Source organism: Streptococcus mitis (assembly GCF_946190375.1).
Taxonomy (GTDB): Bacteria; Bacillota; Bacilli; order Lactobacillales; family Streptococcaceae; genus Streptococcus; species Streptococcus mitis_CJ.
The window spans coordinates 81293-105160 of sequence record NZ_CAMIAF010000002.1; the positions used below are offsets into that span (position 1 = coordinate 81293).

Sequence of the window (23868 nt, forward strand, 5' to 3'; positions counted from 1 at the left end):
ACCTCCTGATGTTATTATTGATATTATAGCACTTTTTGTAAAGGGATACAAATCTTATAGTATAGTTTCTACCTGTTTTCGGTAGGCTTTGGGAGACTTTCCGCACAATTTTCGGAACACTTTATAGAAATATCCAACATTACTGTAACCAACCGCATAGCAAATATCTTCGATACTATCACTAGTCGAAAGTAAGAGCTGCTGGGCAGCCTTAATGCGTTGTTTATTTAGTAACTCTGCGAAGGTCGAATTGGTTTCTCGCTTAATCAACTGACCTAGATAGACAGGATTGATAAAGAGATCTTTACTGATATCCTTGAGGGAAAGTTCTTTCTGATAATCACGCCCAATGACTTCCAGCACACTGACCACATTTTCATTCATACGATATTGTCCAAAGAATCGAGTCAGAGTTTCCTTAATATATGGAACCAATTCATCGAAGGATTGAATAGCATGAATGGTTTTGACAATGTCCGTCATATCATCAGCTTTGAGATGTTCAAACAAATGGAAAACATCCATGACAAACTGGATAAAAAGCTGTTTGGTAATCGGAACACGCGGTGTATTTTCAAGAACCACCTTCTCCAAAAGATTCAACTCTTCCACGATTTGATTGAGGTTTCCCTGAATGATAACCCTATAAATCGGTTCGTAATAGGCAAAGAGACTCTGAGACTGTTGTAGATTTACAGAACCGTAAAAGAGGGCTTTCTCAGCATTCAGCTTCCAGCGTTCAAAGTGTTCTTGATAGGGAGCTTCAAAGGGAGTAACGACTAAACCATCTAGGGGTTGATCAGAAATAAAAATCTGCCAGTCTTGACCCAAGACATAGTAGGGAATGGTGAAGGAGCCTTGTTTTTCCTTGGATAGACCTATCCACCAATTCTCCTTACCTCCTAGATAACTAACAAATCCAGCCTCGTCTAAATCTTGACTGAGGGTCTGACTTTTCTTTACTCTCTCACCGAGCTGACCTGCAATCTTCTCCAGCAGATTTCCCAACTCTACCTTATCAACAGGCTTGACCAGATAGTCCACCACACTAAGGTTCATTGCTCTTTTTACATAATCAAACTCCTGATAACCTGAAAGCAGGATATAGGCTGCATCTGGTAAGATTTCTTTCATCTCCCGAATCATATCAAGCCCTGTTTTGTCGGGCATATTGACATCGGAAATGACCACATCGACAGGATTTTCCTGAACATATTCTAGGGCTTCATCGGCATGACTGGCTGTTGCGACGACCTCCATATCCCACTTATCAAAGGGAATCAAACGTTTCAGACCTTCTGTCACCATGTACTCATCATCTACTAATAATACTTTATACATTTTCTCCCTTTCTACTCATCTTGAATTGTAATACGATACTGAACACCTGCTTGCTCTGCAGACTCTATAGTAATAGCATAGCGGTCCCCAAAATAGAGTACAAAACGCTCGTGTACATTGACAATCCCGATAGACTGCTTTTGATCACTGTAACTGGCTTGGTGTTCAAACTGTCTCTGACTTAATTTTTCTCGGAGATTTGCCAGCTTTTCAACTGACATTCCACGGCCATTATCGACCACTAAAATTTCCACAAACCCATCCTGTTTAAGTGCCTTGATGCTAATCACATTATCTGTCCGTCTGTGGTCAACACCATGCGCGAAATAGTTTTCTACCAGCGGTTGCAAGGTAAACTTAGGAATCTTCATATTTTCTAACCCTGGATCTATCTTAAAACCATAGGCAATGGATTTGGGATAGCGAACCATGCAGAGATAGCTGTATTTACGGCAAAATTCTAATTCCTGTTTGAGAAGAGTTTCTCTTTCGTCAGAAATATTGTTACGCAAGAGACTACTGAATTCATAAATGATATCTGCCAACTCATCTTGACTCTGCATAACTGCATACATGCGCAAGAATTCCAGCGTATTATACATAAAATGAGGATTGATTTGAGCCTGCAAGGCTCGCATATTGGCATCTTTTTGACTAAGCTCTAACTGGTAAATATCATGGATATTCTTTTCCAAACGATCCAACATATCATTGGTGGTCTCTGCGATTAAGAGCAATTCCTGATCCTTTTCAAGCGTAGCAATGCGAAGACCTTCTTCCCCTTGGGCAATAGCCTGAATGGAATCCACCAAATCCACTACCTGCTTTTGGTAATTCGCAAAGGTCTGCCTCAAAGTCAGATAGAGAATAACAATAAAGAGAAGGCTTAAGCCCACAATCAAAGCAGAGCTAGTCACTGTTCCTTGTAAAACAAAGTTTTTGGGAACTGCTACCTGAACTTGATAGCCATGAGAGGTTACACCAACAAACCAGTTCTCATGTTCCCTATTGACCCTCTCACCAATATGAAAAATCTCCGTATCAAAAGGCGATGTCACAGTAACAGCCATCGGGATATGACCTCTGGTATTGTCTACAGCATGGTATAAGATTTCTGGATCCAAGGAAATATAAACAACCCCTATAGATTGATCCGTCGCTGGGTCTAAAATAGGAACTCCAAAACTATTGGCCTCCGGTTTAAAGCCTTCCGCAAGTACCGAATGACCACCTCTCTCATTTCTGCTCGAAACATAAACTTCTTTAAAGTCCTGCAAAACGATTGCAACACCCGTTATATAGTCATTCTGAACATATAGGTCATCGATATTTTCATACAGAGAAATAGAAGTTGAAGAAACCGCTTGATGCTCCAACAACCAATAAAAATACTCAGAAGTTGACAAGCTAAAGTACTTATAAACCCCTTGTATCCGGTCTTGATTGGCTACTAAATCTTGCGCCAGTTGGGCTGACTCGCGATAATAATATTCCACCTCTTCAACTGTTCGAGTGGTTACACGCTGGGCTACTCTCTGGGCTTCCTTTTCCCGTGAATCCCAGTCAGCGTAAGAGAGTAAGATTGCAAAACTCGCAATAATAATCATCATAACTGAACTGTAGGTTCTCAGAAGCGTATGTAGCCAAAACTGCTTCATTCTATTTTGTCGCCAATTTTTCATGGATGCTTTCATAGACAGGTTCCAACATATCACTGATAAAGAAATGCCACATCCCAATTCCTACAAAGAAGAGCAGAGCAGGCATATAGTAACCAATTGCCACAAGTAACACTGTCCCAAGGAGAACCTTGGCCACAGCTGCTAGGTTCATAAAGATGCCAATCAAGGATAGTTTGAGGCTATTTCGATAGGACAAGTCAAAATAAACTTGTAATTTCAAAGACACTGTATAGGCCAAAAAGAGCAGGGCGACTACTAGGACATTCAAAAAGGTCGCAATCAAATGAATGATGGTTTGATGAGGCAATTGCACCAAGAGATACAAGCCATAGATTAAAACTAGATCCACCCCTAAAAAGCTATAGAAAACCAGGTTGCTTGAGACAAAATTTTGCTTGTAAAGAGACCAAGCCTCCTTCAAACTGTATTCCCGAAAGCTATAACCATGTTCTGCATATAGGCTCATCAAGGTGGCACTAGCTGGCGCTAGACCAAGAATAATCCCTCCTGCTAAGGTTAATAGCCAAAAGAAGGCTGTCGCAATCATCCCTAAAAAGAAACGATTAAAGGCAAAGTCTAAAAATCTACCCATGATATCCCCCTAAAAATAACTATGAAACTATTATATCATATTTCAAGCGTTTTCAAAAAATTCTAGTGCCCATTTACAATCCCATCAAACCGTGATACAATGAGAATTGTGAAAAAATGATCAGGAGACAATTCATGAAAAAATCTATCTTAACTACACTGTTTTTTGCAGTTCTTTACTTCCTCTGCATGGGGATTGGTGTCCTTTTGGGCAATCTCTTTGACCAAACTGGAAACATGTTTTATGCGCCTGCCTTTACTGCCCTTGTCGGCGGTAGCGTCTATATGATCCTAGTCGCAAAAGTTCCGCGCTTTGGAGCCATTACCACTATCGGCCTTGTCATCGCCCTCTTTTTCTTGGGAACTAAACACGGTGCCGGTGCCTTCCTTCCTGGAATTATCTGTGGTCTGCTAGCAGATGGAGTAGCTAGCCTCGGAAAATACAAGAACCAAACAAAGAACTTCCTTTCTTTCGTTATTTTTGCCTTTAGCTCAACCGGTCCAATCTTGCTTATGTGGATTGCGCCCAAAGCTTATATGGCAACCCTTCTAGCAAGAGGAAAATCCCAAGAATATATCGACCGTATCATGGTTGCGCCAAATCCTGAAACCATCCTTTTATTTATCGCAAGTGTTGTCATCGGAGCCCTAGTGGGTGCCTTGATTGGACAAGCCTTGAGTAAAAAATTTGCACAGAAAATCTGATTACTAAAAAAGAGCCAGGCGGCTCTTTTTTATTTATGACTCAATTTCTTAGTCAAGAAATCTCCCAAGAATTGGATTACAAAGATAATCAAAATGATAATGATGGTTGCCAAGATGGTCACATCGTGATTGTAGCGGTTAAATCCATAGGCGATAGCTACGTTACCAATACCACCTGCTCCGACCGCTCCCGCCATGGCTGTTTCACCGACTAGTGAAATCAAGGTTACAGTCGTCACACGGATCAAATCTGGAAGGCCTTCTGATAGGTAAACACCTACGATATCCCAGAATGTCGCTCCACTCGCTTGAGCCGCCTCAATGACACCGCCATCCAGTTCAGCTAAGACAACCTGCACCTGACGGGCAAAGAAAGCAAAGACTGCAAAAGATAGGGGTACGATAGCCGCATTTGGTCCGATACTTGTTCCTACGATTAGATGAGAGAAGGGTGACAAGACTGCCAAGAGAATGATAAAAGGAACCGCACGGAAAATAGAGGTGATTTTATCCAAAATCCAAAAAACGACTTTATTTTCCAAGACACCACCTGGCGATGTCAAGACAAGGAAGAGCCCTGCCACTAGCCCCAAGAAACCTCCGATAATGAAGGAAAGAACTGTCATATAAAGAGTTAGGTAGATGGCTGTTCCCCAGCCTGCTTGACCAGCCCAGCCCATTTTATAAACATTTGGTAAATAGGTTTGAATCAATGATTCCATCTTACTGTCCTCCCTTCAATACTTTTAGTTGTACACCTGCTTGACGAATGGCTTCTTGGGCACCTGCTAGCGCTGCTTTTTCACCTGACAAGACCACAACCAATTCTCCAACAGGAGTACCATCGAGGATTTCGATATTCCCATAGAGGATATTAGCCGTCACTTGATAATGCTTGTACAATTCATTCAAAAGTGGCTCGTCTGTTGAAGCACCTGCATACTTGAGTTGCACTAAAAGACTGTTTTCAGACAAATGTTGTACGATTTCTTGCTTCTCGATTTTGACCATGGCTTCGTCAATACCTGTTGCTGTTGAGATAAAGTCTTGAGTCAAAGGTTGTTTAGGATCTGAGAAGATTTCGAGGACACTGCCCTCCTCAATTAAATGACCATCCTGCATGACTGCAACACGATTGGCAATATCTTTGACAATCTGCATTTCATGCGTAATCAAGACAACAGTCAAGCCTAATTTTTGGTTCAAATCTTGCAACAAGGCCAAAATCTGCTTGGTTGTCTTAGGGTCAAGGGCAGAAGTTGACTCGTCTGAAATCAAGATTTTTGGATCATTTGCCAAAGCACGTGCAATGGCTACACGCTGTTTTTGCCCTCCAGATAGTTGTGAAGGGTAGTTTTCAGCACGATCTGCCAAGCCGACCAAGTCCAACAACTTAGCTACTTTAGCTTTCTTTGCTTCCTTGCTGAGTCCAGAATGTTTAAGGGCAAAGGCTACATTCTCCTCTGCTGTCTTTTGGCTCATCAGGTTAAAATGCTGGAAAATCATCCCGATATCTTGACGTTTACGACGCAACTGCTCTGCCGTCAAGGTCACCTTGCCATCAAAAATCACATCATCGTCAATAGTAATTTTGCCTGCAGATGGTTTTTGCAAGAGGTTAATCACCCGTACAAGGGTTGATTTCCCTGCTCCAGAATATCCAACAATTCCGTAGATATCCCCTTCTTGGATGTGAATGGTCACATCCTTGACCGCTGTGATGGTTCTCTTCTTCTGATGAAAAGTCACATCGATCTGATCTAACTTAATAATATCTCTACTCATAGCTTCTAATCAGCTCCTCTACTAATTCAATATGGGTGTAGTAATCGGCGATTCGCACATTCTCATCTCCACCATGGTCTCGACTATTGGCATTTCCTAGACCGAAGGCCACCATTGGCACCTCTAGGGCATCAAAAACCGTATGCATAGGCCCTGTCCCTGCTGTAGTCGGCAAGACTGAAACGCCCTGTGGATAGAATTTCTTGGCCAACTCGATCACATTAAGAATGGCTGGCGCGCTCATGTCGCTTCGATAGCTCATCTCTCCCAAGGTATAGTATAATTCTACCTTATCAAAGCCATTTTTGTCTAGCTGTTTCCGAATTTTTTCCAGAACATCATGCGGTTCTAGACCAGGAACCAAACGAACCTCTAGCTTAGCACTGGCTTCTGCTGGCAAAATCGTTTTAACTCCTTGTCCTTGATAGCCTGACTGAATTCCTTCGATATTAAGGGCTGGCTCGAAAAAGAAACGTTTTAGAAAGGCTGCACGGTCCTCTTGTAAGAGAGGCAATTCCAAACCATAAATCTGGCTGATTTCCCCTGGATTTCGTTGGGCATAGGTATCCACCAAGGCCAATTCACGTTCATTTGGCTCTTGTACTTCTTCGTACAAACCTTCAACCAAGATACGACCATCTGCGGCACGAAGAGACTGTAGGGCTTGAAGGAGGTACCAGGGAGCTGACTCCACAACCCCACCATAACTAGAGTGGATATCCACATCCGCACTTTTCACCTTGGCATCAAAGGTCACAATCCCCTTATTTCCACCAGAAATTTCTAGCTGTTCCAAGGCATTTTTGGTCCCTTGTTCCCAGACCAACAAGTCTGCGCCACGAAGTTTATCAGCGTGCTTTTCCAGATACTTATCTAGGTCTGTCGAAGCCGATTCCTCCGCTCCCTCCATGATAAAACTGATATTGACAGGCAGATCATCATGATGCTGCATGTATTTTCTCAAAGCGCTCAAACGAGCTGTGATATGACCCTTGTCGTCATCAACCCCACGCCCATACATGAAGCCATTGCGGATCGAAAGCGTAAAGGGTTCCTCTGTCCAGACCTGATCCCCGTCCGCTGGCACAGTGTCATAGTGGTTATAGAAAATCAAGGTTTTGGCATCTGGACGCGAACTCTTGAAATGCGCCATGACAAAAGGCGCCGTGTAAGTCTCATCAATCTCCACTTCAGCCCCAACACGCTTAAAAATCTCACCCAGATAGTTTGCGACTTCTTTGAGACCCACCTGTTGGGCAAAGACCGACCTCTTAGAAATCAAGGTACGCAAAACCTCAAAATAATGCTGGGCCACATGATCCTTTTCAAATTTTTCAATCTGTTCTTGTTCGCTAGGAAAAACCATATTCTCTCTACCTTTCTATGAACTACTCTTCCTGACAATCCATGCTCTATACAAAAGCAAGAGGTGGAATTTTCTCTCCCACCTCCCTGTTTCTTATTACCAAACTGGTTGATCCAAACCGTCTGATGTTTCTTCGATAACTTTTTTCACGTCATCTGTGTGGTAAGCTGCGATCACTTTCTTGATAGCATCAGCCTTAGGTGATGTTTCCCAATCTTTTTTCGCAACGATGATGTTGTACCATTGTTTTGAGTTTTCATCAGCTTGTTCTTTGAAAAGTGCTTTCTTGTAGTCCAATTTTGCTTCCGTAACGAAGGTATTGTTTACAACGGCAGCGTCAACTGATGACAATGAACGTGCTGTTTGGCTAGCATCCAATTCGGTGATTTTCAAGTTCTTTGGATTTTCTTTGATGTTAGCAACTGTTGCAAGAGCAGTTCCTGAAACGTCCAATTTAATCAAGCCAGCTGATTGAAGCAAGTAAAGCGCACGGCTTTCGTTTGTAGCATCGTTCGGTACAGCGATTTCTCCGTTTGCTGGGATGTCTTCTACTTTAGTGTACTTGTTGTCACTTCCATTCAAACCTGAGTAAAGGCGGATTGGAGAGATGTAAGTATCAGCAATCGCTACAAGGTCTTTTCCGTTTTCTTTGTTCCAGTTGTTCAAGAAGTTATAGTGTTGGAAAGCGTTCAAGTCTACTTCGCCATCAGCAGTTGCCTTGTTTGGTTGTGAGTAGTCTGTGAACTCTGTAAATTCCAAAGTAATACCGTCTTTTTTAACCAATTCTTGAACTTTATCCCAACGAGCTTCTTCAGAACCGCTACGGTTAACAGTTGCGATTTTGATAGTTGTTGCATTGTCTGCTTTCTTTTCTGAGTTTCCGCAAGCTGCAAGAGCCAAACCTGCGACGGTAGCAAGGGCTGCTACACCAAGCCATTTTTTGATTTTCATGATTCTTTCTCCTTAAAAATAATACCGTACTAGTATCTCACAATTTGTTTGATTTCACAAATTGTTATTAGATAGTCAGATATATAGTTTAAAACTATATCCCTAAAAACTGAGAAATCATCCATCTTACTCAGAATGGATGATTTCAAGAAATTATTTAATATCAGCTTCTGCTGGTAGGTAAGTGTCACCGAAGAATTGTTTAGACAATTTTTCAAGAGTTCCGTCTTTGTAGAGTTCTTGGATACGTTTGTCTACAAATGTTTTCAACTCATCTTGACCTTTAGCAAGAAGTGGGTAAACATAAGGTTGTTGGTCGCTTGGAAGTTCGATCACTTTCAAGTTGTCCAAACCTTGGTCCTTGATGACTGTTTCAACACCGATTTTATCAAAAATCTTGTAGTCAAACTGGCCATCGCTCAAGCGTCCCATGATTTGTTGGAAGTCCGCTTTAGTATACTTTAGGACAGTTGGATTATCTGAATGTTGTTTGTTGTAGTCTTCTAGCTGTTTAGCAGAAGTTGTCCCTTGAACAACTTCTGTTGATTTTCCACCGATATCATCAAGCGATTTGATGCTAGGATCATCTTTTTTCACTACAAGAACGTTAGGGTTTTTAGCAGTTGGAGCTGCATAAAGGTATTTTTCAGCACGTTCTTTAGTGTAGCTGATGTTGCTAACAGCCATATTGTAACGGTCGGCATCAAGTCCTGCAAAGACTCCTGACCACTCTGTCTTCTCAAACTTGACATCATACTTGTCAGAGTCTTTAAAGATAGCGCGAACCACTTCAATTTCGTAACCAGTCAATTCGCCATTTTCTTCATAGTTGAATGGTTTTGGTGTAGCATTAGTTGCAACGATAATTTCTTTCTTGCTAGCTGCTTCTCCTTCTTTCTTAGCACCACCTGAGCAAGCCGCAAGCACACCTGCAGCAACAAGCCCTAGGGCAGCAAGAGATGAGTATTTAACGATTTTTTTCATGTCATTTCCTCCAAAATAGAATACCTTATAATCTTAACAGAAAAAGAGCATTTACGCCATTATATGATATCTATCTCTGTGATAGGTTTTCTTTATGGCTGATTTATACTCAATGAAAATCAAAGAGCAAACTAGGAAGCTAGCCGTAGGTTGCTCAAAGCACTGCTTTGAGGTTGTAGATAGAACTGACGAAGTCAGTAACATATATACGGTAAGGCGACGCTGACGTGGTTTGAAGAGATTTTCGAAGAGTATTAAAAGACCAAACGCAAGACGGCAATCAAAACCACTCCAAAGAGAACTGTTCCGACTAGATTGCGGTAGCGAAAGGCTACCCAAGCTGTTGGAAAGATGGCTAAGAAGTCCAGCCATTTGATTTGAGGAAGACTCCCAACCTTGCCTGTCACTACACTTGAAAGAATCAAGGCAAAGATAATAGAAACGGGCAAGAACTTCAAAAAACGTTCAACAATCGCAGGCAGACCCTTATACTTGACCAAGATGAAGGGAATCATACGGGGAATCCAAGTCACAAGACCAGAGAAAATAACTGCTAATAAAAGATACTTACTGACCATCTAAAACCACCCCCATTGTACAACCTAGCAAGGTCGCAAACAGAACAGCTAGTGACTGAGACACCACTGTCAAGAGTAAAAAGAAGGACACCGCAACAACTGCTAAGATAATGAGCAGATTGCGGACAGGAATCCGTCTTTGCATAATCTGGAATTGCGAAGCAAAAATTCCAATGAACATCCCAACCAGGGCAAAATCCAATCCAAAGATTTCTGGATTTGGCAGCAGACCACCCAGAGCCGTTCCGACAACTGTTCCCACAAACCAAGCCACATAGCTGTTGAGATTGTTTCCATGCATCCACATAGGATTGACCTTGTCTGTATGGGCTAATTCACCCATCAAAACGCCGTAAGTCTCATCTGTCAAGAGACTAGACATACCGATATTTTGCCAGAGACTAGTATGACGGAAATAGGTCGACGCATGCAAGCTCAGCAAAAAGAGACGCAAATTAATCAAAAAAACCGTCATAGCAATAGCTGCCACAGGTGCTTGAACCGCAATCAGTGCCAACATGGCAAACTGGGCGCTCCCAGCATAAACAAAGAGGCTCATCAAGCCCATCTCAACAGGTGTTACATAGGGCGCACCAATAATCCCACAGGCCAGGCCGATACTGACATAACCAAGGGCTGTTGGCATGGCTGCCTGCGCCCCCTCCCAAAATCCTTTTTCTTTCATCTTTCTCCTCATATTGTCTTAATAAATGGGCTGAATCAGTTCCAGCCACAGCATGGACTATTATAACACATTCAGGAAAGAGAAAAAAGTCTGCTGATTGTAGCTATCATAAAAAGACTGGCAATCCAGTCTCAAACATATATTATAGAAATTCTCCGTTAGATACTTTCACGAATATTCAAGAGCATGGCAAAGGCAACTAGAAGAAATAGCAATAAAACAAAGCTAACTACCAAAGTTCCAAAGCTAGTCGCAATGGTTACCAAAGCTATTGTAAATAAGCTAGGTAAAACAACCGTAATAGCACCGATAGAGGATTGAACTGCTCCCATTGACTCCTCAGGTATTTGTTTAAAAACGAGTTCCTGTAATCGAGGAGAGAGAATACCTGCGAAAAAGGCATCCAAGGCACTAAAGATAAGAATCCAGTCAAAACGAACTGTGGCAAATCCTACTAGAAGAAGCAACTGGATAACAAGTGAGGCATATAGAGCTGTTTTTATAGAAATCGTATTTTTCAGATAGCCACTCACAAGACTTCCGACAATAAGGGCTGCTAATTCAAGAGTGGATAACAAGGCAAGAGATTGACCTGTTTGTAAATTCAAAAAGGGTTGATTTCTCAAAAACAGAGTAGAAACAGGAACTGTAACATTTATCACTGCTTGACTAATAGAGATAATAAACAAAACCAAGAGCACCTTATTCATATTCCATATCAATTTCGATGATTGGAGCAGATGCTGGCAAAAGGATTTTACAGAGAGTCCTTCTTGATAGCTAATCGTTTTTTCTACTTTCAAGAGATCATTTTTTATGAAGAGGATACCTAAAAATGCGATTAAAAAGGTAAGAGCGTTCAGTGAGGAAATAAACTGGATGGATAGAATACCTAATAAGACTCCTCCTAAAATATTACTGATTGTTTTCACCAAACTAACAGTTGACTGTTTAAATCCAATAGCTTCTGCCAGATGATCTTGCCCAATAATTCTAATGAAAATCGGAGTGAGCATGGCGCCTGAAAAATAACTCAATGTGTCAGACAAGAGGTTAATCAGACAAATAAAGGTTACTAGCAACAAGGAAAAAGACTGCCCTGAAAGCGATAGGGACACTATAGAGTAAAGCAAAAATTTTGTAAAACTAATGACTGTGTATTTCAAGACACGATGATGTTGAAAATCCGCCAAAACTCCCAGAAAGATTTGTAGAACTTGGGGAAGGGTTTCTGAAATCGTGATAAGTAAAATCGCCAAAGGGGCAAAAGAGGCATCTGCCACATAATTCAAAAAAGCCAGATAAAAAATCGTATCCCCAATCGTTGAAATCCACTGGTTGATGGTTAATTGCCTAAAATCTCTATTTTGAAGAAATACTTTCATCACAACTCCTTTTTAAATTCAAATGGGAATCTTTCCCCAAGGATAGACCGCGATACTACTAACAACCATTACAGTAACATCAAAATCTGACCAATGCCATTATAGACTATATGCAGCCCAATAGGCCAATAAATAGACTTTGTCACTCTAAACAGGACAGCAAATATGAGTCCGCCACCCATATAGAAGACAAAGTCTGTCAATACCCAACCATGATTACTAATGTGCAAGACACCAAATAAAGTAGCCGAACCAAGTACATCTAATCCCCATTTCTTCCCTTTTTCCAGAGCAGTCATCACTAATCCACGATAAATCATGTCTTCAAAAATGGGACCTGCAATCACAGGATAAAAAAAATACATCAAAAATGCCGTAGCTCCTGTAAAAGTAGGAGCAGCATGTTGATAAGAAATTTCATTTCGAGTAGGTGGGAAAAGAAAAAAGGTGACAAAATTCCAAGCAACAAAAGCAAGCAGAGCTAGGAAGGAATAGAAAAGATAGGATCCTTTAAACTTTCTACTGTTGATTTTCTGCCATTTACCTGACCAAATCATAATAACAAAAGCAAATAGAACCACAAGAAAATGCAACATCATATCCGACAGATAATAGGTAAAGTCAGATAGACCAAGAGCAAAGTCGCTAGATAAAACCAGACCACTGAACTTCTGGTCAGCAATAACTAGTAGAGCGGCTATAATAAAATAGTATTTAGAAATTATCTTTTTCATATTTCATCTTTCTAATATCCAAACACCAATAAGCTCACGATAATTAAAAAGGTATTCCACAAGATGTGAAGTGCCATTGACCAATAAATTGAACGTGTATAACGAAAGAGAATACAGAGTAGCAGACCTGCTCCTGCATAAACGATGAAGTCTGTTAAAACCCATCCATATTGTAAAACATGGATGAGACTAAAGAGTGTGGAAGAAATAATGGCATCAATATAGTATTTTTTAAATTTAGATAGGGCTGTCATCAGAAGACCACGGAAAACTAACTCCTCAACTATCGGAGCAATAAGACTGCCATAGAGAATACGTGTCACAAAATAACTAATTCCCGTCAAATTGGCTACGGCTTCTTTTATAGCACTACTATTTTGTGTGCTGGGAAAGATCCTAGTCGTTATATTTACCCACAAAAACATCAATATAAAGGAAAGAAAGAAGATACCCAGATAGGACCAACGAAACTGAAATCGACCGTAATCTTTCCAACGTTGACTCTTAACAAGAAGCACAGTACTAGCAATTCCTTCAATTACTATCAATAAAATTTGAATCCCATAAAATCCAAAATCTGATAATTGATCCATAAACTCTAATCTCACTACTAAACTAAAAATCAAGTAATAAGACATAAGTACCAAAATGGTTCCTAGGTAAAATTTCGTTTCTCCCCTTTTCATAGTTTCTTCTCCTAAATATTAGTTACGGCGTTTTCCAAACAGTCCTTCAATCAGCCCATTAGTCCAATCAAATGCCCCATAAGGTCTGGGACTAATACCTCTACCTCCCCAAGCAGGCAAAGCACTGCCACCACAACCAATATTTTCACCCACGCAAACCGAAGTGATATTTCCTCCTCTAACATCTTGCAACTCAGTTTCTGTCAATTCCATTGTTTCTGCAAATTGTAAATTTAACATCTTTTACACTCCTTCAATTGTTTTCTTCTTGTAAACCACTTCTGCGACCTAGGATTTGCTTCAAATGTTTTACAAGGTCAGTATAACATGGAAATTGGCTTATTTTAGAAAATCGCATATTTGATATTTTTTCTTATAGAAATTTCACATTTGCGATTTTGGTAGATTTGATTATTTCACTGGTATAATAAAGTTACTACTAACAAGGAGGGATATAATGATGAAGAAAAGAAAAATCCAACTGATACTCCTGCTTATTTCGGAGTGGGTGATCGTCTTCCCGTTTCTAATTAATTGATAAGTTCTTTGTATTGCTGAAAACGCAATTCGAAGAGGGCTATCAATTGTGGATTTTCTAATATTTGCAGAGATTGGATAAAGTGTTCAATCTCTTTTTGATTGCTTCCTTTGGTTTGAAGAAAGACACTCATCTTCTTTAAAAACTGCCACGATACTTTTTCAAAAACATCGTATGGACGAAGCATGCTCTCCAACTCGGCCTCAAAGATTGGAATATAAGAAAATAGCTTACGCTCCATGAGTTCTGATATAATATTCAGAAATCCACTTTTCATATACAGTCTATTATGTACTAACTCTTTAAATTCTTTGGATTTTTCAAGTAAGGAAGTTGATAAAAAAATCAGATCTTGATTTCTCAAGAAAGGCATAGTATTGCAGAAAAGATAGAGTTCAAACCAAGTCCAAGATTCAATAGCATAGAGATAGATGGTCAGAAACTCCCTATCCTCCTCTGCTAGCGAATAGCTTTTATCTAAGGAATGGAGTGCGTTTTTAATTACAATAGCATTCAAACAACGATAGGTCTGCGCCATCTGTTCTTGCTCGACTTCCTCCAACAGTTGCTCTAAGCCAGCAATATCTTGATGGGCAAAGCGATCCACAACCTTTCTACCAATTCGCATATGTGGAGATTCTTGATAGTTGTTGAGCTTGTGCCCAAACTCATCAAAGGTCACATTTATACCTTGGATAGCTAGGATTAGCTTGTCCGCAGATAGCATAGACTGCCCTAGTTCAAACTTGGACAACTGAGAAGCTGTTAGTCCCTCACAGGCCACATCTGACTGCTTGAGTTTTCTCGCCAAGCGCAATTCCTTGTAAAATTCCCCCAATTCCATTCTCTCAATCATCTGACCACCTCCTAGATTTTGCATATTATATCATTATTTTTATGGTTTTGTCAAAATATTCTGACATTTAAGAGAGCAAAAAAGCCAGCCTTAAGCTGACTCCTTATTCCATCGTATCAAAAGCGAGACTTGGTTTGGCATTTAGGCCCAAGTTTGCAAAGTTTTCTTTGTTCCACTCGCTGACGCTGGCATAGGCAATCATACCTGCATTGTCTCCACAGAGGCGCAGAGGTGGGATGATAACCTTGACATCTGTGATTTCAGTTGCTAGGCGTTCTCTGAGACCTTTATTGGCTGCCACACCACCTGCCACGACAAGGGTCTTAACAGGGTATTTCTCCAAAGCCTTCTTGGTTTTAGCCATAAGAATATCCAAGACAGCTGCTTGGAAGGAAGCACACAAGTCCTCTGTGGACAAGCTTTCTCCCTTTTGCTCGGCATTGTGGTGAAGATTGATAAAGGCAGATTTCAAACCTGAGAATGAAAACTCCAGATTATCTTCCTTAATCATGGCACGAGGAAAATCATAAATATCCTGTCCCTGATGAGCTAGCTCATCAATCTCACGACCTGCAGGATAGGTTAAGCCCATGACACGGCCGACCTTATCATAAGCCTCACCAACCGCGTCATCTCGCGTTTCTCCAACAATCTTGTAGTCACCAGCCTCGGAAACATAGACCAACTCCGTATGTCCACCGCTAACCAAGAGGGCTAGCAAGGGAAACTCCAAAGGCTCCACACTCTGAGCGGCCATGAGGTGACCAGCCATGTGGTTAACAGGGATAAGTGGAAGTCCATGCGCCCAAGCAAAGGCCTTAGCAGCTGACAAACCAACTAGCAAGGCTCCGACCAAGCCTGGTCCATAGGTAACAGCCACAGCTGTCACGTCCTCTTCGGTAATCCCTGCTTCTGCCAGTGCCTCCTCGATACAGGCTGTAATGACTTCGACATGGTGACGACTGGCTACTTCCGGCACTACGCCACCGAAACGTTTATGGCTCTCAATTTGACTAGCAATGACATTGGACAAGAGCTCATCGTCGTTTTTCAAGACGGCAACACTGGTCTCATCACAGGATGTCTCAAATGCTAAAATATATCTATCCTTCATCTATTTCTCTCTTCATGATGATGGCGTCCTCGACTGGGTCATGGTAGTAGGCCTTTCGCTCAGCGATGACTGCCATCTTTTCTTTCTTGTAAAATGCTTGCGCTCGTTGATTTGACTTTCTGACTTCTAGGAAAATCTCCTTGTCTGTCGGCAATTGAGCAAACAAGGCTGACGCAATTCCCTGACCCTGATAGTCTCCTTTAACAGCGATTTGCAAGACTTCTGCCTCAAAGATATTTTCCTGCACAGCTAGAAATCCAATCACTTCTACCCCATCATAAGCCAGAGCATACCAAGTCTGGTCTTGGGACAGGTCTGCTTGGATTTGTTCCAGAGTCCAAGGACTGACTGGGTAAACAGCTGCCATCACAGCGTAGATGGCTTGAGCCAAGTCAGGTTGCTGTTGAGTTCGTTTGATTTCTATCATAGGCGTTTAATGTAGGACTCACCAGAATCGGTATGGTTCTTGAGCCAGTTTTCCTCAGCCTCGACACGCTTGAGGTAGTTCGGCACAAAATCATGCAAGGAGTCTGCTTCCTTGTCCCAGGCCCAGAGAGCTAGATTAGCTGCATTTGGCAAGGTTTCTTTGTAATCAGTCCTTGGCAAGTGTTCTTGAATCTGCTCAACAAAGGGGGCAACTTCTCCGACAAAGGTTACCTGACTAGCACCCTTGATTAGCTCAATCACTCGCTCAAAGGGCAGGTGTGCTTCTGGCATGACAGGTTTGGCATTTTCATAAAATCCTGCATAAACATTATTGCGACGAGCATCCATCAAAGGGACGAACAAGCCTTCTTGTTGGTAGGGCACCAGAGCCAAGAGGCTAGACATACCAACTAACTCAATGTTCAAAGTATGAGCAAGTGTCTTAGCAGTTGCTACCGCAATTCGCAAGCCTGTGTAGCTACCCGGCCCTTCCGCCACCACGATTCGGTCCAAATCCTTGGGCGTCCAATCCAAACTTGCCATCAAAAAATCAATGGCAGGCATGAGGGTAATACTGTGATTTTTCTTAATATTAATCGTCGTCTCGGCAAGAACCTGCTTGTCCTCTAAAATAGCGAGAGAAAGAGCCTTGCTGGACGTATCAAAAGCTAATACTTTCATAACACATTCCTATCTTTTTGTCTGCTTACTATTATACTACAAAAGCTGGCACATGGGAATTTTCTTTATCCCCAAACAAAAAGCCTATACTTAGCTGAAAAATAATTTAAAAAATGTTCACTTTCCCTTTTCTTTTCCGAATATAAAAGTGAACAAGAAAATTGAAAGGACCTTCGTAAAAAGTTTGGTAGGTCATGCTAGATAAAAGACACATTTTTAGAAGGATAAATTTTATTATCTTTATCTCTTACAGTTTGCTCAGTATTCTCAATGATTTAAACATTACTACTATCCCTTTACCAATTGATCTATCTGTTTGTATTGTTTTATTTTTATGCTTCAACTCTATTTTTGAGCAGAACAATGACTCCCATAAAAATAATAAGCTCTGAAAATTCCATTATCATGTCATTTTAGAAAAATGCAAAGACCACCTCATCTTGATAGATGGGGTGGGATTTTCGTGTCGTAAATCTACTATCTCTATATCCCCAAACAAAAAGCCCCAGCATAAGCGGGGCATCTAAGCATTTAATCCAAAGTAAAATACAAACCAAACGACATAGGTTACGAGGAGAAGAAAAAGCGAGTAGAGAGTCACAAAGGTAATTTTCCACAAGAACTTGGTTTTTCGTTGCTCCAGTTTGGCAAATAGAAGATTCCCCGCATAAACGCAAGCAACAAAAACAATAAAAGCTACCAAGCGAGCTCCGATAGCAAAAGCAAATAAGTTATACATAGGGCAACCTCCTTGACTTAAAATCTATATGGAATTATGACAAGCGATAAATTTCACTTCCATTATCAATATAGCACATTTTCTTTGTTTTTGCAAGCGCTTACTAAAGAAATCGTCCCCTGACTTTCTCGTTTCTGTCTTTTACTAATTTTTCATTTTGTGGTATAATTGAAATAATTGTAACGAATCAAGGTCAATCTAGACACAAAATGGAATGAAATCAAGCAAATATCTGCTAAAAGTTTGGAATAAGCTGACCTGTAAATAGAAAGGAACTATATGATTTACAAAGTTTTTTATCAAGAAACAAAAGAACGTAGCCCACGTCGCGAAACAACACGCGCACTTTACCTAGACATCGATGCTAGCTCAGAACTTGAGGGCCGTATCGCTGCTCGCCAACTTGTCGAAGAAAATCGCCCAGAGTACAACATCGAGTATATCGAACTCTTGTCTGACAAATTGCTAGATTACGAAAAAGAAACTGGCGCCTTCGAAATTACGGAGTTTTAATATGGCCTACACTCTTAAACCTGAAGAAGTCGGCGTTTTTGCCATCGGTGGTCTGGGAGAAATCGGGAAAAATACATATGGGATTGAATACCAAGACGAGATTATCATCGTCGATGCTGGGATTAAATTCCCAGAAGATGACTTGCTGGGTATCGACTATGTCATTCCTGATTATTCTTACATCGTAGACAATATCGACCGCGTCAAGGCTGTTTTGATTACACACGGACACGAGGACCACATCGGTGGGATTCCATTCCTGCTCAAGCAAGCAAATGTCCCTATCTACGCTGGACCGCTTGCCTTGGCTTTGATCCGTGGGAAACTCGAAGAACACGGTCTCTTGCGCAACGCCAAACTTTACGAAATCAACCACAATACTGAGTTAACCTTTAAAAATCTCAAGGCAACTTTCTTTAGAACTACACACTCTATTCCAGAACCTTTGGGGATTGTCATTCATACTCCTCAAGGGAAAATTGTCTGTACGGGTGACTTCAAGTTTGACTTAACACCAGTTGGTGAACCAGCAGATTTGCACCGTATGGCAGCCCTTGGTGAAGAAGGCGTGCTCTGTCTCCTGTCTGACTCAACAAATGCAGAAGTGCCAACCTTTACCAACTCTGAAAAAGTCGTTGGCCAGTCCATCATGAAGATTATCCAAGGCATAGAGGGACGTATCATCTTTGCATCCTTTGCCTCAAATATCTTCCGTCTCCAGCAAGCAACAGAAGCTGCTGTTAAGACTGGACGTAAGATTGCAGTCTTTGGTCGTTCGATGGAAAAGGCCATTGTCAACGGAATCGATCTTGGCTACATCAAAGCTCCTAAGGGAACCTTTATCGAGCCAAATGAAATCAAAGATTATCCTGCAGGCGAGATTCTTATCCTCTGTACAGGTAGTCAGGGTGAGCCAATGGCTGCCCTCTCTCGTATCGCCAACGGAACCCACCGTCAGGTACAACTCCAGCCCGGTGATACCGTTATCTTCTCTTCTAGCCCAATCCCTGGAAACACTACTAGCGTCAACAAGCTGATCAACATCATTTCTGAAGCTGGTGTCGAAGTTATCCACGGTAAGGTTAACAATATCCATACCTCTGGACATGGTGGCCAGCAAGAGCAAAAACTCATGCTCCGCTTGATTAAGCCAAAATACTTCATGCCTGTCCACGGTGAATACCGCATGCAAAAAGTCCACGCTGGACTAGCGGTGGATACTGGTGTTGAGAAGGACAACATCTTTATCATGAGCAATGGTGATGTGCTTGCCCTTACTGCTGACTCTGCTCGTATCGCAGGTCATTTCAACGCCCAAGACATCTATGTCGATGGAAATCGTATCGGTGAAATCGGTGCTGCTGTCCTCAAAGATCGTCGTGATCTATCTGAAGACGGTGTCGTTCTGGCAGTCGCAACTGTTGACTTCAAATCACAGATGATTCTGTCTGGACCAGATATCCTCAGCCGAGGCTTTGTCTACATGAGAGAGTCTGGCGACTTGATTCGCCAAAGCCAGCGTATCCTCTTCAATGCAATTCGTATCGCACTGAAAAACAAGGATGCTAGCGTGCAATCTGTCAATGGTGCCATTGTCAACGCTATTCGCCCCTTCCTCTATGAAAATACAGAACGTGAACCGATCATCATCCCTATGATCCTCACACCAGATGAAGAATAAATCATAAAACAGCCCCGATTTTTCGGAGCTGTTTTTCTCTATACTTTCTTTTGAGATTAAAACTCAATAAAAATCGAAATCAGACTAGAAGGCTAGGCGAAAGCATAACTTGAGTTAGCTCCCATAGTTCGGGGAACTATGGGAGGCTGGAGATGAATCAAAGCCAAGCTTTGAACTCATTCGTAAGAAGCCGACGACGTATCATTTTGATTTTTGAAGAGTTTTAGAAATACTACGATTTTTACCTTCCAGATACACCATCAGAATCGAAATATCTGCTGGGTTTACTCCCGAAATACGGCTGGCTTGGCCGATGGTTTCTGGATTGATGAGTTTGAACTTCTGACGAGCTTCTGTCGCGATAGAATCAATATCATCCCAATCAATATTGGCTGGAATGCGTTTTTCTTCCATGCGCTTCATCTTGGCAACCTGATCCATGGCTTTGGAAATATAGCCTTCGTACTTGATTTCTGTTTCAATCAATTCGATAATCTTGTCATCCAAGTCCTCTGCAGCTGGTCCGATGAAGGCCACCACATCTTGATAAGAAACTTCTGGACGGCGAAGGAATTCCTTGGCTGTTACTGCATCTGTCAACGGCTTGAAGCCCATCTCCTCAACCTTGGCATTGGTTTCCTTGACTGGCTTGAGTTTGATGCTGTCTAGGCGCTTCATCTCATTATCAAATTGATTTTTCTTGATTTCAAAACGAGCCCAGCGTTCATCATCCACAAGTCCAATCTCGCGTCCCATCTCTGTCAAACGCATATCGGCATTGTCATGACGGAGGATGAGTCGGTATTCAGCTCGACTGGTCAAAAGGCGATAAGGTTCAATCGTTCCCTTGGTCACCAAGTCATCAATCATCACCCCGATATAACCATCGCTGCGCTTCAAAATCAACTCAGGCTTGCCTTGGACTTTCAAAGCCGCATTGATACCCGCGATAATGCCTTGGCCAGCAGCTTCTTCATAACCTGATGTTCCATTTGTCTGACCAGCAGTGAAAAGTCCGGAGATTTTCTTGGTTTCCAGAGTCGCACGCAACTGATGAGGCAAGACCATGTCATACTCAATGGCATAACCAGTTCGCATCATCTCAGCATTTTCCAAACCTTTGATGGAATGTACCAAGTCACGCTGGACATCCTCAGGCAGACTGGTTGAAAGTCCTTGGACATAGACCTCCTCTGTATTGCGCCCTTCTGGCTCAAGGAAAAGTTGGTGACGTTCCTTGTCCGCAAAGCGCACAATCTTATCCTCAATCGACGGACAGTAACGAGGCCCCACTCCCTTGACCACACCTGTAAACATAGGCGCACGGTGGAGGTTATTTTGGATAATTTCATGGCTGGTACCATTGGTGTAGGTCAACCAGCATGGCACTTGATCCTTGACATAATCCTCATCTCGTGAGGTATATGAGAAGTGATTAGGCGCTTCGTCTCCTGGCTGAATTTCTGTCACATCGTAATTGATAGAAGAAGCCTTGACACGTGGAGGGGTCCCTGTCTTGAAACGACCGATTTCGAGGCCTAGTTCCTTGAGATTGTCAGCAAGGTTAATAGAAGCCAAGCTGTGGTTAGGACCTGATGAGTACTTGAGGTCTCCGATGATAATTTCCCCACGGAGGGCTGTTCCTGTCGTCACGATAACGGCCTTTGCAGCATACTCTTGATGGGTCGCTGTACGAACACCGACAACCTTGCCATCTTCAACCAAAATCTCATCAATCATTGTTTGACGAAGGGTCAGATTTTCTTGGTTTTCAACTGTCTTGCGCATTTCCTTAGAGTAAAGTTCCTTGTCAGCCTGCGCACGAAGGGCACGGACAGCTGGACCCTTCCCTGTGTTGAGCATCTTCATCTGGATGTAAGTCTTGTCAATGGTTTTGGCCATTTCACCACCAAGTGCATCAACTTCACGCACAACGATCCCCTTGGCAGAACCACCGATAGAGGGGTTACAAGGCATGAAAGCCAGCATTTCAATGTTGATGGTCGCAAGCAAGACCTTACAGCCCATACGACTGGCAGCCAAGGAAGCCTCGACCCCAGCGTGTCCCGCACCGATTACAATAATATCGTATTCTTCAGTAAAATTATAAGTCATGTTTCTCTCCTATTCCTCAAGATGAATGTGTCTTAGTTGGCCGTCCCAAACTGGTAGGGCTGTTTTTAGAAAGGCTGGAACTAGCTGGATATTCTGGAGCTGATCAAAGTCAATCCACTCACAGGGCTGCCTCTTCTCATCTTCCTGCATGGTCAATGGGGCATCTTCAAGCAAATCCACCAGATAATGAAACTCGATATTGTGATAGGAAACACCGTCCTGTTCAAAACGATTTTCAACCACAAAAGCTAGCTGTCCAGCTTGAGCTCTGACACCCAGTTCTTCCCTCACTTCACGGACTACCGCGTCTTCCGTGCTTTCATTGACTTGAATCGCACCGCCAATAGTGTAATACTTACCCTTTTCTTTGGTAACTAGGAGCTTACGATTTTGAAGAATCAAAGCTGTCGCCCGAACTCCAAAAACCGTATTTCCTACTCTTGTCCGAAAGTCTTGCTGAGTCATTCTTGTCCTTTCCCTTAAACGACACAAAAACAGTCAAAACTCCAAAGAAGTGCAGGACAAAAAAGCCTGCAACATCCATGAGCTTTGACCATCATTTCTATTGCTTTTATTATTGTAGCAAATTGAGAAAATTTGTCAATCTAAATGTACTGACAAACTTGTCCATCTCGATAAGCATTGTCAATCAAGCCACCACCTAGACACTCTTCGCCATCGTAAAAGACAACTGCCTGTCCCGGTGTGATAGCGCGTTGCGGTTCCGCAAAGATGACCTCTGCCTTGTCTCCTTTGACATGTACTGTCACCTTAGAATCAGGCTGACGGTAGCGGAATTTTGCTGTGCATTCTAGCGTAAATTCTTCTGGCATATCACGAGTAAAGTGGACTTGACTGGCTTCTAGACTGGTTGACATGAGCGAGTCATGGTAGAAACCTTGCCCGACATAGAGAATGTTCTTACTTAGGTCTTTTCCGACAACGAACCAAGGGGCATTGTCACCTCCGTGTTGCCCACCGATACCGAGACCTCCACGCTGACCAATCGTATAGTACATAAGACCTGCATGCTCGCCCATATCGCGACCATCTACAATCATCATGCGACCTGGCTGAGCTGGCAGGTAGTTGCTGAGAAAGTTTTTAAAGTTCTTTTCTCCGATAAAGCAAATCCCTGTCGAGTCTTTCTTCTTAGCAGTCGCAAGGCCTGCTTCTTCTGCTAGTCTGCGAACTTCAGGCTTTTCCAAATGCCCCAGTGGGAACATGGTTTTTTGGAGTTGTTCTTGCGAAAGTTGGCTAAGGAAATAGGTCTGGTCCTTGCCATTGTCCACACCACGAAGCATGTGAACTGTTCCATCCTCATCACGCGCCACTCGGGCATAATGCCCAGTCGCTACATAGTCTGCCCCCAAGGTCATGGCATAGTCCAAAAAGGCCTTAAACTTGATTTCCTTGTTACACATAACATCTGGATTTGGCGTACGTCCTGCACGGTATTCCGCTAGGAAATACTCGAAAACGCGGTCCCAGTACTCTTTTTCAAAATTGACAGAGTAGTAAGGAATGCCAATCTGGTCTGCCACCGCAGCCACATCCTTGTAATCTTCGGTCGCCGTACAGACGCCGTTTTCATCTGTGTCATCCCAGTTCTTCATGAAGATACCGATCACATCGTAGCCCTGCTCCTTGAGAAGAAGAGCCGTCACCGACGAATCAACACCACCACTCATCCCCACGACAACACGTGTTTTAGAGTTATCACTCATGGTAA

Annotated in this window: 25 protein-coding genes; 3 read left to right on the forward strand and 22 right to left on the reverse strand. The window is 42.2% G+C overall.

Annotated elements, in window-relative coordinates:
• Nucleotides 1–54: 54 nt before the first annotated feature.
• The 3 genes from N8M09_RS01655 to N8M09_RS01665 are packed head-to-tail and all read right to left on the reverse strand — an operon-like array spanning nucleotide 55 to nucleotide 3615.
• Entirely contained in the window at nucleotides 55–1341 is a 1287-nt protein-coding gene (locus tag N8M09_RS01655; RefSeq protein ID WP_261062933.1) for a response regulator transcription factor, read from the reverse strand.
• An 11-nt stretch (nucleotides 1342–1352) separates the two neighbouring features.
• Entirely contained in the window at nucleotides 1353–3023 is a 1671-nt protein-coding gene (locus tag N8M09_RS01660) for a sensor histidine kinase (RefSeq protein ID WP_314726041.1), read from the reverse strand.
• Complete coding sequence (locus N8M09_RS01665) at nucleotides 3001–3615, reverse strand: YesL family protein (protein ID WP_261062934.1); 615 nt, start codon at nucleotides 3613–3615, stop codon at nucleotides 3001–3003. Before N8M09_RS01665 ends, N8M09_RS01660 begins: the two co-directional genes overlap by 23 nt.
• A 134-nt stretch (nucleotides 3616–3749) precedes the next feature.
• On the opposite strand from N8M09_RS01665, the gene N8M09_RS01670 reads away from it, so the two are divergent.
• On the forward strand, nucleotides 3750–4319 hold the full coding sequence (locus N8M09_RS01670; protein ID WP_261062935.1) for an MptD family putative ECF transporter S component: 570 nt from the start codon (nucleotides 3750–3752) through the stop codon (nucleotides 4317–4319).
• Between the two features lie 29 nt (nucleotides 4320–4348).
• On the opposite strand, the gene N8M09_RS01675 is transcribed toward N8M09_RS01670, so the two are convergent.
• The 16 genes from N8M09_RS01675 to N8M09_RS01750 form a co-directional block, all read right to left on the reverse strand.
• Nucleotides 4349–5041 carry a methionine ABC transporter permease gene (locus N8M09_RS01675; RefSeq protein WP_261062936.1) on the reverse strand — a complete coding sequence of 231 codons (693 nt, stop codon included), beginning with the start codon at nucleotides 5039–5041 and terminating at the stop codon, nucleotides 4349–4351.
• A 1-nt stretch (nucleotide 5042) separates the two neighbouring features.
• Nucleotides 5043–6104: a methionine ABC transporter ATP-binding protein gene (locus N8M09_RS01680; protein WP_261062937.1), complete on the reverse strand. Its 1062-nt coding sequence runs from the start codon at nucleotides 6102–6104 to the stop codon at nucleotides 5043–5045.
• The gene (locus N8M09_RS01685; protein WP_261062938.1) at nucleotides 6097–7470 is read right to left on the reverse strand and encodes a M20 family metallopeptidase; all 1374 of its coding nucleotides are present in this window, start codon (nucleotides 7468–7470) and stop codon (nucleotides 6097–6099) included. The genes N8M09_RS01680 and N8M09_RS01685 overlap by 8 nt, the downstream gene beginning before the upstream one ends.
• A gap of 96 nt (nucleotides 7471–7566) precedes the next feature.
• Nucleotides 7567–8421, reverse strand: a complete 855-nt coding sequence (locus N8M09_RS01690; RefSeq protein WP_023948487.1) for a MetQ/NlpA family ABC transporter substrate-binding protein — start codon at nucleotides 8419–8421, stop codon at nucleotides 7567–7569.
• Nucleotides 8422–8574: 153 nt separating this feature from the next.
• Nucleotides 8575–9405 carry an amino acid ABC transporter substrate-binding protein gene (locus tag N8M09_RS01695; RefSeq protein WP_004254995.1) on the reverse strand — a complete coding sequence of 277 codons (831 nt, stop codon included), beginning with the start codon at nucleotides 9403–9405 and terminating at the stop codon, nucleotides 8575–8577.
• Between the two features lie 254 nt (nucleotides 9406–9659).
• Nucleotides 9660–9983 (reverse strand): AzlD domain-containing protein, encoded by a 324-nt coding sequence (locus tag N8M09_RS01700; protein ID WP_070842091.1) that lies wholly within the window; start codon nucleotides 9981–9983, stop codon nucleotides 9660–9662.
• On the reverse strand, nucleotides 9973–10668 hold the full coding sequence (locus N8M09_RS01705) for an AzlC family ABC transporter permease (RefSeq protein ID WP_000659743.1): 696 nt from the start codon (nucleotides 10666–10668) through the stop codon (nucleotides 9973–9975). The genes N8M09_RS01700 and N8M09_RS01705 overlap by 11 nt, the downstream gene beginning before the upstream one ends.
• A gap of 158 nt (nucleotides 10669–10826) precedes the next feature.
• Nucleotides 10827–12053, reverse strand: coding sequence for an MFS transporter (locus tag N8M09_RS01710; protein ID WP_261062939.1), 1227 nt, complete (start codon nucleotides 12051–12053; stop codon nucleotides 10827–10829).
• Nucleotides 12054–12121: 68 nt separating this feature from the next.
• Nucleotides 12122–12787, reverse strand: coding sequence for a CPBP family intramembrane glutamic endopeptidase (locus N8M09_RS01715; protein WP_261062940.1), 666 nt, complete (start codon nucleotides 12785–12787; stop codon nucleotides 12122–12124).
• A gap of 11 nt (nucleotides 12788–12798) precedes the next feature.
• The gene (locus tag N8M09_RS01720; RefSeq protein WP_261062941.1) at nucleotides 12799–13473 is read right to left on the reverse strand and encodes a CPBP family intramembrane glutamic endopeptidase; all 675 of its coding nucleotides are present in this window, start codon (nucleotides 13471–13473) and stop codon (nucleotides 12799–12801) included.
• A gap of 18 nt (nucleotides 13474–13491) precedes the next feature.
• Nucleotides 13492–13713, reverse strand: coding sequence for a hypothetical protein (locus N8M09_RS01725; RefSeq protein ID WP_261062942.1), 222 nt, complete (start codon nucleotides 13711–13713; stop codon nucleotides 13492–13494).
• A 290-nt stretch (nucleotides 13714–14003) separates the two neighbouring features.
• Nucleotides 14004–14867 (reverse strand): Rgg/GadR/MutR family transcriptional regulator, encoded by an 864-nt coding sequence (locus N8M09_RS01730; RefSeq protein WP_261062943.1) that lies wholly within the window; start codon nucleotides 14865–14867, stop codon nucleotides 14004–14006.
• 103 nt (nucleotides 14868–14970) lie between these two features.
• On the reverse strand, nucleotides 14971–15981 hold the full coding sequence (gene tsaD, locus N8M09_RS01735; protein WP_261062944.1) for a tRNA (adenosine(37)-N6)-threonylcarbamoyltransferase complex transferase subunit TsaD: 1011 nt from the start codon (nucleotides 15979–15981) through the stop codon (nucleotides 14971–14973).
• The gene (rimI, locus tag N8M09_RS01740) at nucleotides 15971–16408 is read right to left on the reverse strand and encodes a ribosomal protein S18-alanine N-acetyltransferase (protein WP_261062945.1); all 438 of its coding nucleotides are present in this window, start codon (nucleotides 16406–16408) and stop codon (nucleotides 15971–15973) included. Before rimI ends, tsaD begins: the two co-directional genes overlap by 11 nt.
• The gene (gene tsaB, locus N8M09_RS01745) at nucleotides 16405–17088 is read right to left on the reverse strand and encodes a tRNA (adenosine(37)-N6)-threonylcarbamoyltransferase complex dimerization subunit type 1 TsaB (RefSeq protein WP_261062946.1); all 684 of its coding nucleotides are present in this window, start codon (nucleotides 17086–17088) and stop codon (nucleotides 16405–16407) included. Before tsaB ends, rimI begins: the two co-directional genes overlap by 4 nt.
• Nucleotides 17089–17611: 523 nt before the next feature.
• Nucleotides 17612–17827, reverse strand: coding sequence for a hypothetical protein (locus N8M09_RS01750; protein ID WP_261062947.1), 216 nt, complete (start codon nucleotides 17825–17827; stop codon nucleotides 17612–17614).
• 279 nt (nucleotides 17828–18106) lie between these two features.
• On the opposite strand from N8M09_RS01750, the gene N8M09_RS01755 reads away from it, so the two are divergent.
• Nucleotides 18107–18340 (forward strand): DNA-dependent RNA polymerase subunit epsilon, encoded by a 234-nt coding sequence (locus tag N8M09_RS01755; protein ID WP_000639572.1) that lies wholly within the window; start codon nucleotides 18107–18109, stop codon nucleotides 18338–18340.
• A gap of 1 nt (nucleotide 18341) precedes the next feature.
• A complete protein-coding gene (gene rnjA, locus N8M09_RS01760; protein ID WP_049521946.1) occupies nucleotides 18342–20021 on the forward strand; it encodes a ribonuclease J1 in 1680 nt (559 codons plus the stop codon).
• Between the two features lie 201 nt (nucleotides 20022–20222).
• Here rnjA and mnmG read toward each other — a convergent pair whose 3' ends face one another.
• From mnmG to mnmA, 3 genes are all read right to left on the reverse strand, one after another.
• On the reverse strand, nucleotides 20223–22136 hold the full coding sequence (gene mnmG / locus N8M09_RS01765) for a tRNA uridine-5-carboxymethylaminomethyl(34) synthesis enzyme MnmG (RefSeq protein WP_078238064.1): 1914 nt from the start codon (nucleotides 22134–22136) through the stop codon (nucleotides 20223–20225).
• Nucleotides 22137–22145: 9 nt separating this feature from the next.
• Nucleotides 22146–22601 carry an NUDIX hydrolase gene (locus N8M09_RS01770; protein WP_261024614.1) on the reverse strand — a complete coding sequence of 152 codons (456 nt, stop codon included), beginning with the start codon at nucleotides 22599–22601 and terminating at the stop codon, nucleotides 22146–22148.
• 140 nt (nucleotides 22602–22741) lie between these two features.
• Nucleotides 22742–23863 (reverse strand): tRNA 2-thiouridine(34) synthase MnmA, encoded by a 1122-nt coding sequence (gene mnmA, locus N8M09_RS01775; protein WP_203175661.1) that lies wholly within the window; start codon nucleotides 23861–23863, stop codon nucleotides 22742–22744.
• Between the last annotated feature and the right edge of the window lie 5 nt (nucleotides 23864–23868).

Coding starts and splice junctions, on each gene's coding strand:
- N8M09_RS01680 (WP_261062937.1), bottom strand. CDS start 6,104: ATGAGTAGAGATATTATTAAGTTAGATCAGATCGATGTGACTTTTCAT.
- rnjA (WP_049521946.1), top strand. CDS start 18,342: ATGGCCTACACTCTTAAACCTGAAGAAGTCGGCGTTTTTGCCATCGGT.
- N8M09_RS01705 (WP_000659743.1), bottom strand. CDS start 10,668: ATGAAAGAAAAAGGATTTTGGGAGGGGGCGCAGGCAGCCATGCCAACA.
- N8M09_RS01695 (WP_004254995.1), bottom strand. CDS start 9,405: ATGAAAAAAATCGTTAAATACTCATCTCTTGCTGCCCTAGGGCTTGTT.
- N8M09_RS01755 (WP_000639572.1), top strand. CDS start 18,107: ATGATTTACAAAGTTTTTTATCAAGAAACAAAAGAACGTAGCCCACGT.
- N8M09_RS01770 (WP_261024614.1), bottom strand. CDS start 22,601: ATGACTCAGCAAGACTTTCGGACAAGAGTAGGAAATACGGTTTTTGGA.
- N8M09_RS01710 (WP_261062939.1), bottom strand. CDS start 12,053: ATGAAAGTATTTCTTCAAAATAGAGATTTTAGGCAATTAACCATCAAC.
- N8M09_RS01670 (WP_261062935.1), top strand. CDS start 3,750: ATGAAAAAATCTATCTTAACTACACTGTTTTTTGCAGTTCTTTACTTC.
- N8M09_RS01665 (WP_261062934.1), bottom strand. CDS start 3,615: ATGGGTAGATTTTTAGACTTTGCCTTTAATCGTTTCTTTTTAGGGATG.
- tsaB (WP_261062946.1), bottom strand. CDS start 17,088: ATGAAAGTATTAGCTTTTGATACGTCCAGCAAGGCTCTTTCTCTCGCT.
- tsaD (WP_261062944.1), bottom strand. CDS start 15,981: ATGAAGGATAGATATATTTTAGCATTTGAGACATCCTGTGATGAGACC.
- N8M09_RS01700 (WP_070842091.1), bottom strand. CDS start 9,983: ATGGTCAGTAAGTATCTTTTATTAGCAGTTATTTTCTCTGGTCTTGTG.
- N8M09_RS01690 (WP_023948487.1), bottom strand. CDS start 8,421: ATGAAAATCAAAAAATGGCTTGGTGTAGCAGCCCTTGCTACCGTCGCA.
- N8M09_RS01685 (WP_261062938.1), bottom strand. CDS start 7,470: ATGGTTTTTCCTAGCGAACAAGAACAGATTGAAAAATTTGAAAAGGAT.
- N8M09_RS01655 (WP_261062933.1), bottom strand. CDS start 1,341: ATGTATAAAGTATTATTAGTAGATGATGAGTACATGGTGACAGAAGGT.
- N8M09_RS01730 (WP_261062943.1), bottom strand. CDS start 14,867: ATGATTGAGAGAATGGAATTGGGGGAATTTTACAAGGAATTGCGCTTG.
- N8M09_RS01750 (WP_261062947.1), bottom strand. CDS start 17,827: ATGTATAACTTATTTGCTTTTGCTATCGGAGCTCGCTTGGTAGCTTTT.
- N8M09_RS01660 (WP_314726041.1), bottom strand. CDS start 3,023: ATGAAAAATTGGCGACAAAATAGAATGAAGCAGTTTTGGCTACATACG.
- N8M09_RS01725 (WP_261062942.1), bottom strand. CDS start 13,713: ATGTTAAATTTACAATTTGCAGAAACAATGGAATTGACAGAAACTGAG.
- N8M09_RS01720 (WP_261062941.1), bottom strand. CDS start 13,473: ATGAAAAGGGGAGAAACGAAATTTTACCTAGGAACCATTTTGGTACTT.
- rimI (WP_261062945.1), bottom strand. CDS start 16,408: ATGATAGAAATCAAACGAACTCAACAGCAACCTGACTTGGCTCAAGCC.
- N8M09_RS01715 (WP_261062940.1), bottom strand. CDS start 12,787: ATGAAAAAGATAATTTCTAAATACTATTTTATTATAGCCGCTCTACTA.
- mnmG (WP_078238064.1), bottom strand. CDS start 22,136: ATGACTTATAATTTTACTGAAGAATACGATATTATTGTAATCGGTGCG.
- mnmA (WP_203175661.1), bottom strand. CDS start 23,863: ATGAGTGATAACTCTAAAACACGTGTTGTCGTGGGGATGAGTGGTGGT.
- N8M09_RS01675 (WP_261062936.1), bottom strand. CDS start 5,041: ATGGAATCATTGATTCAAACCTATTTACCAAATGTTTATAAAATGGGC.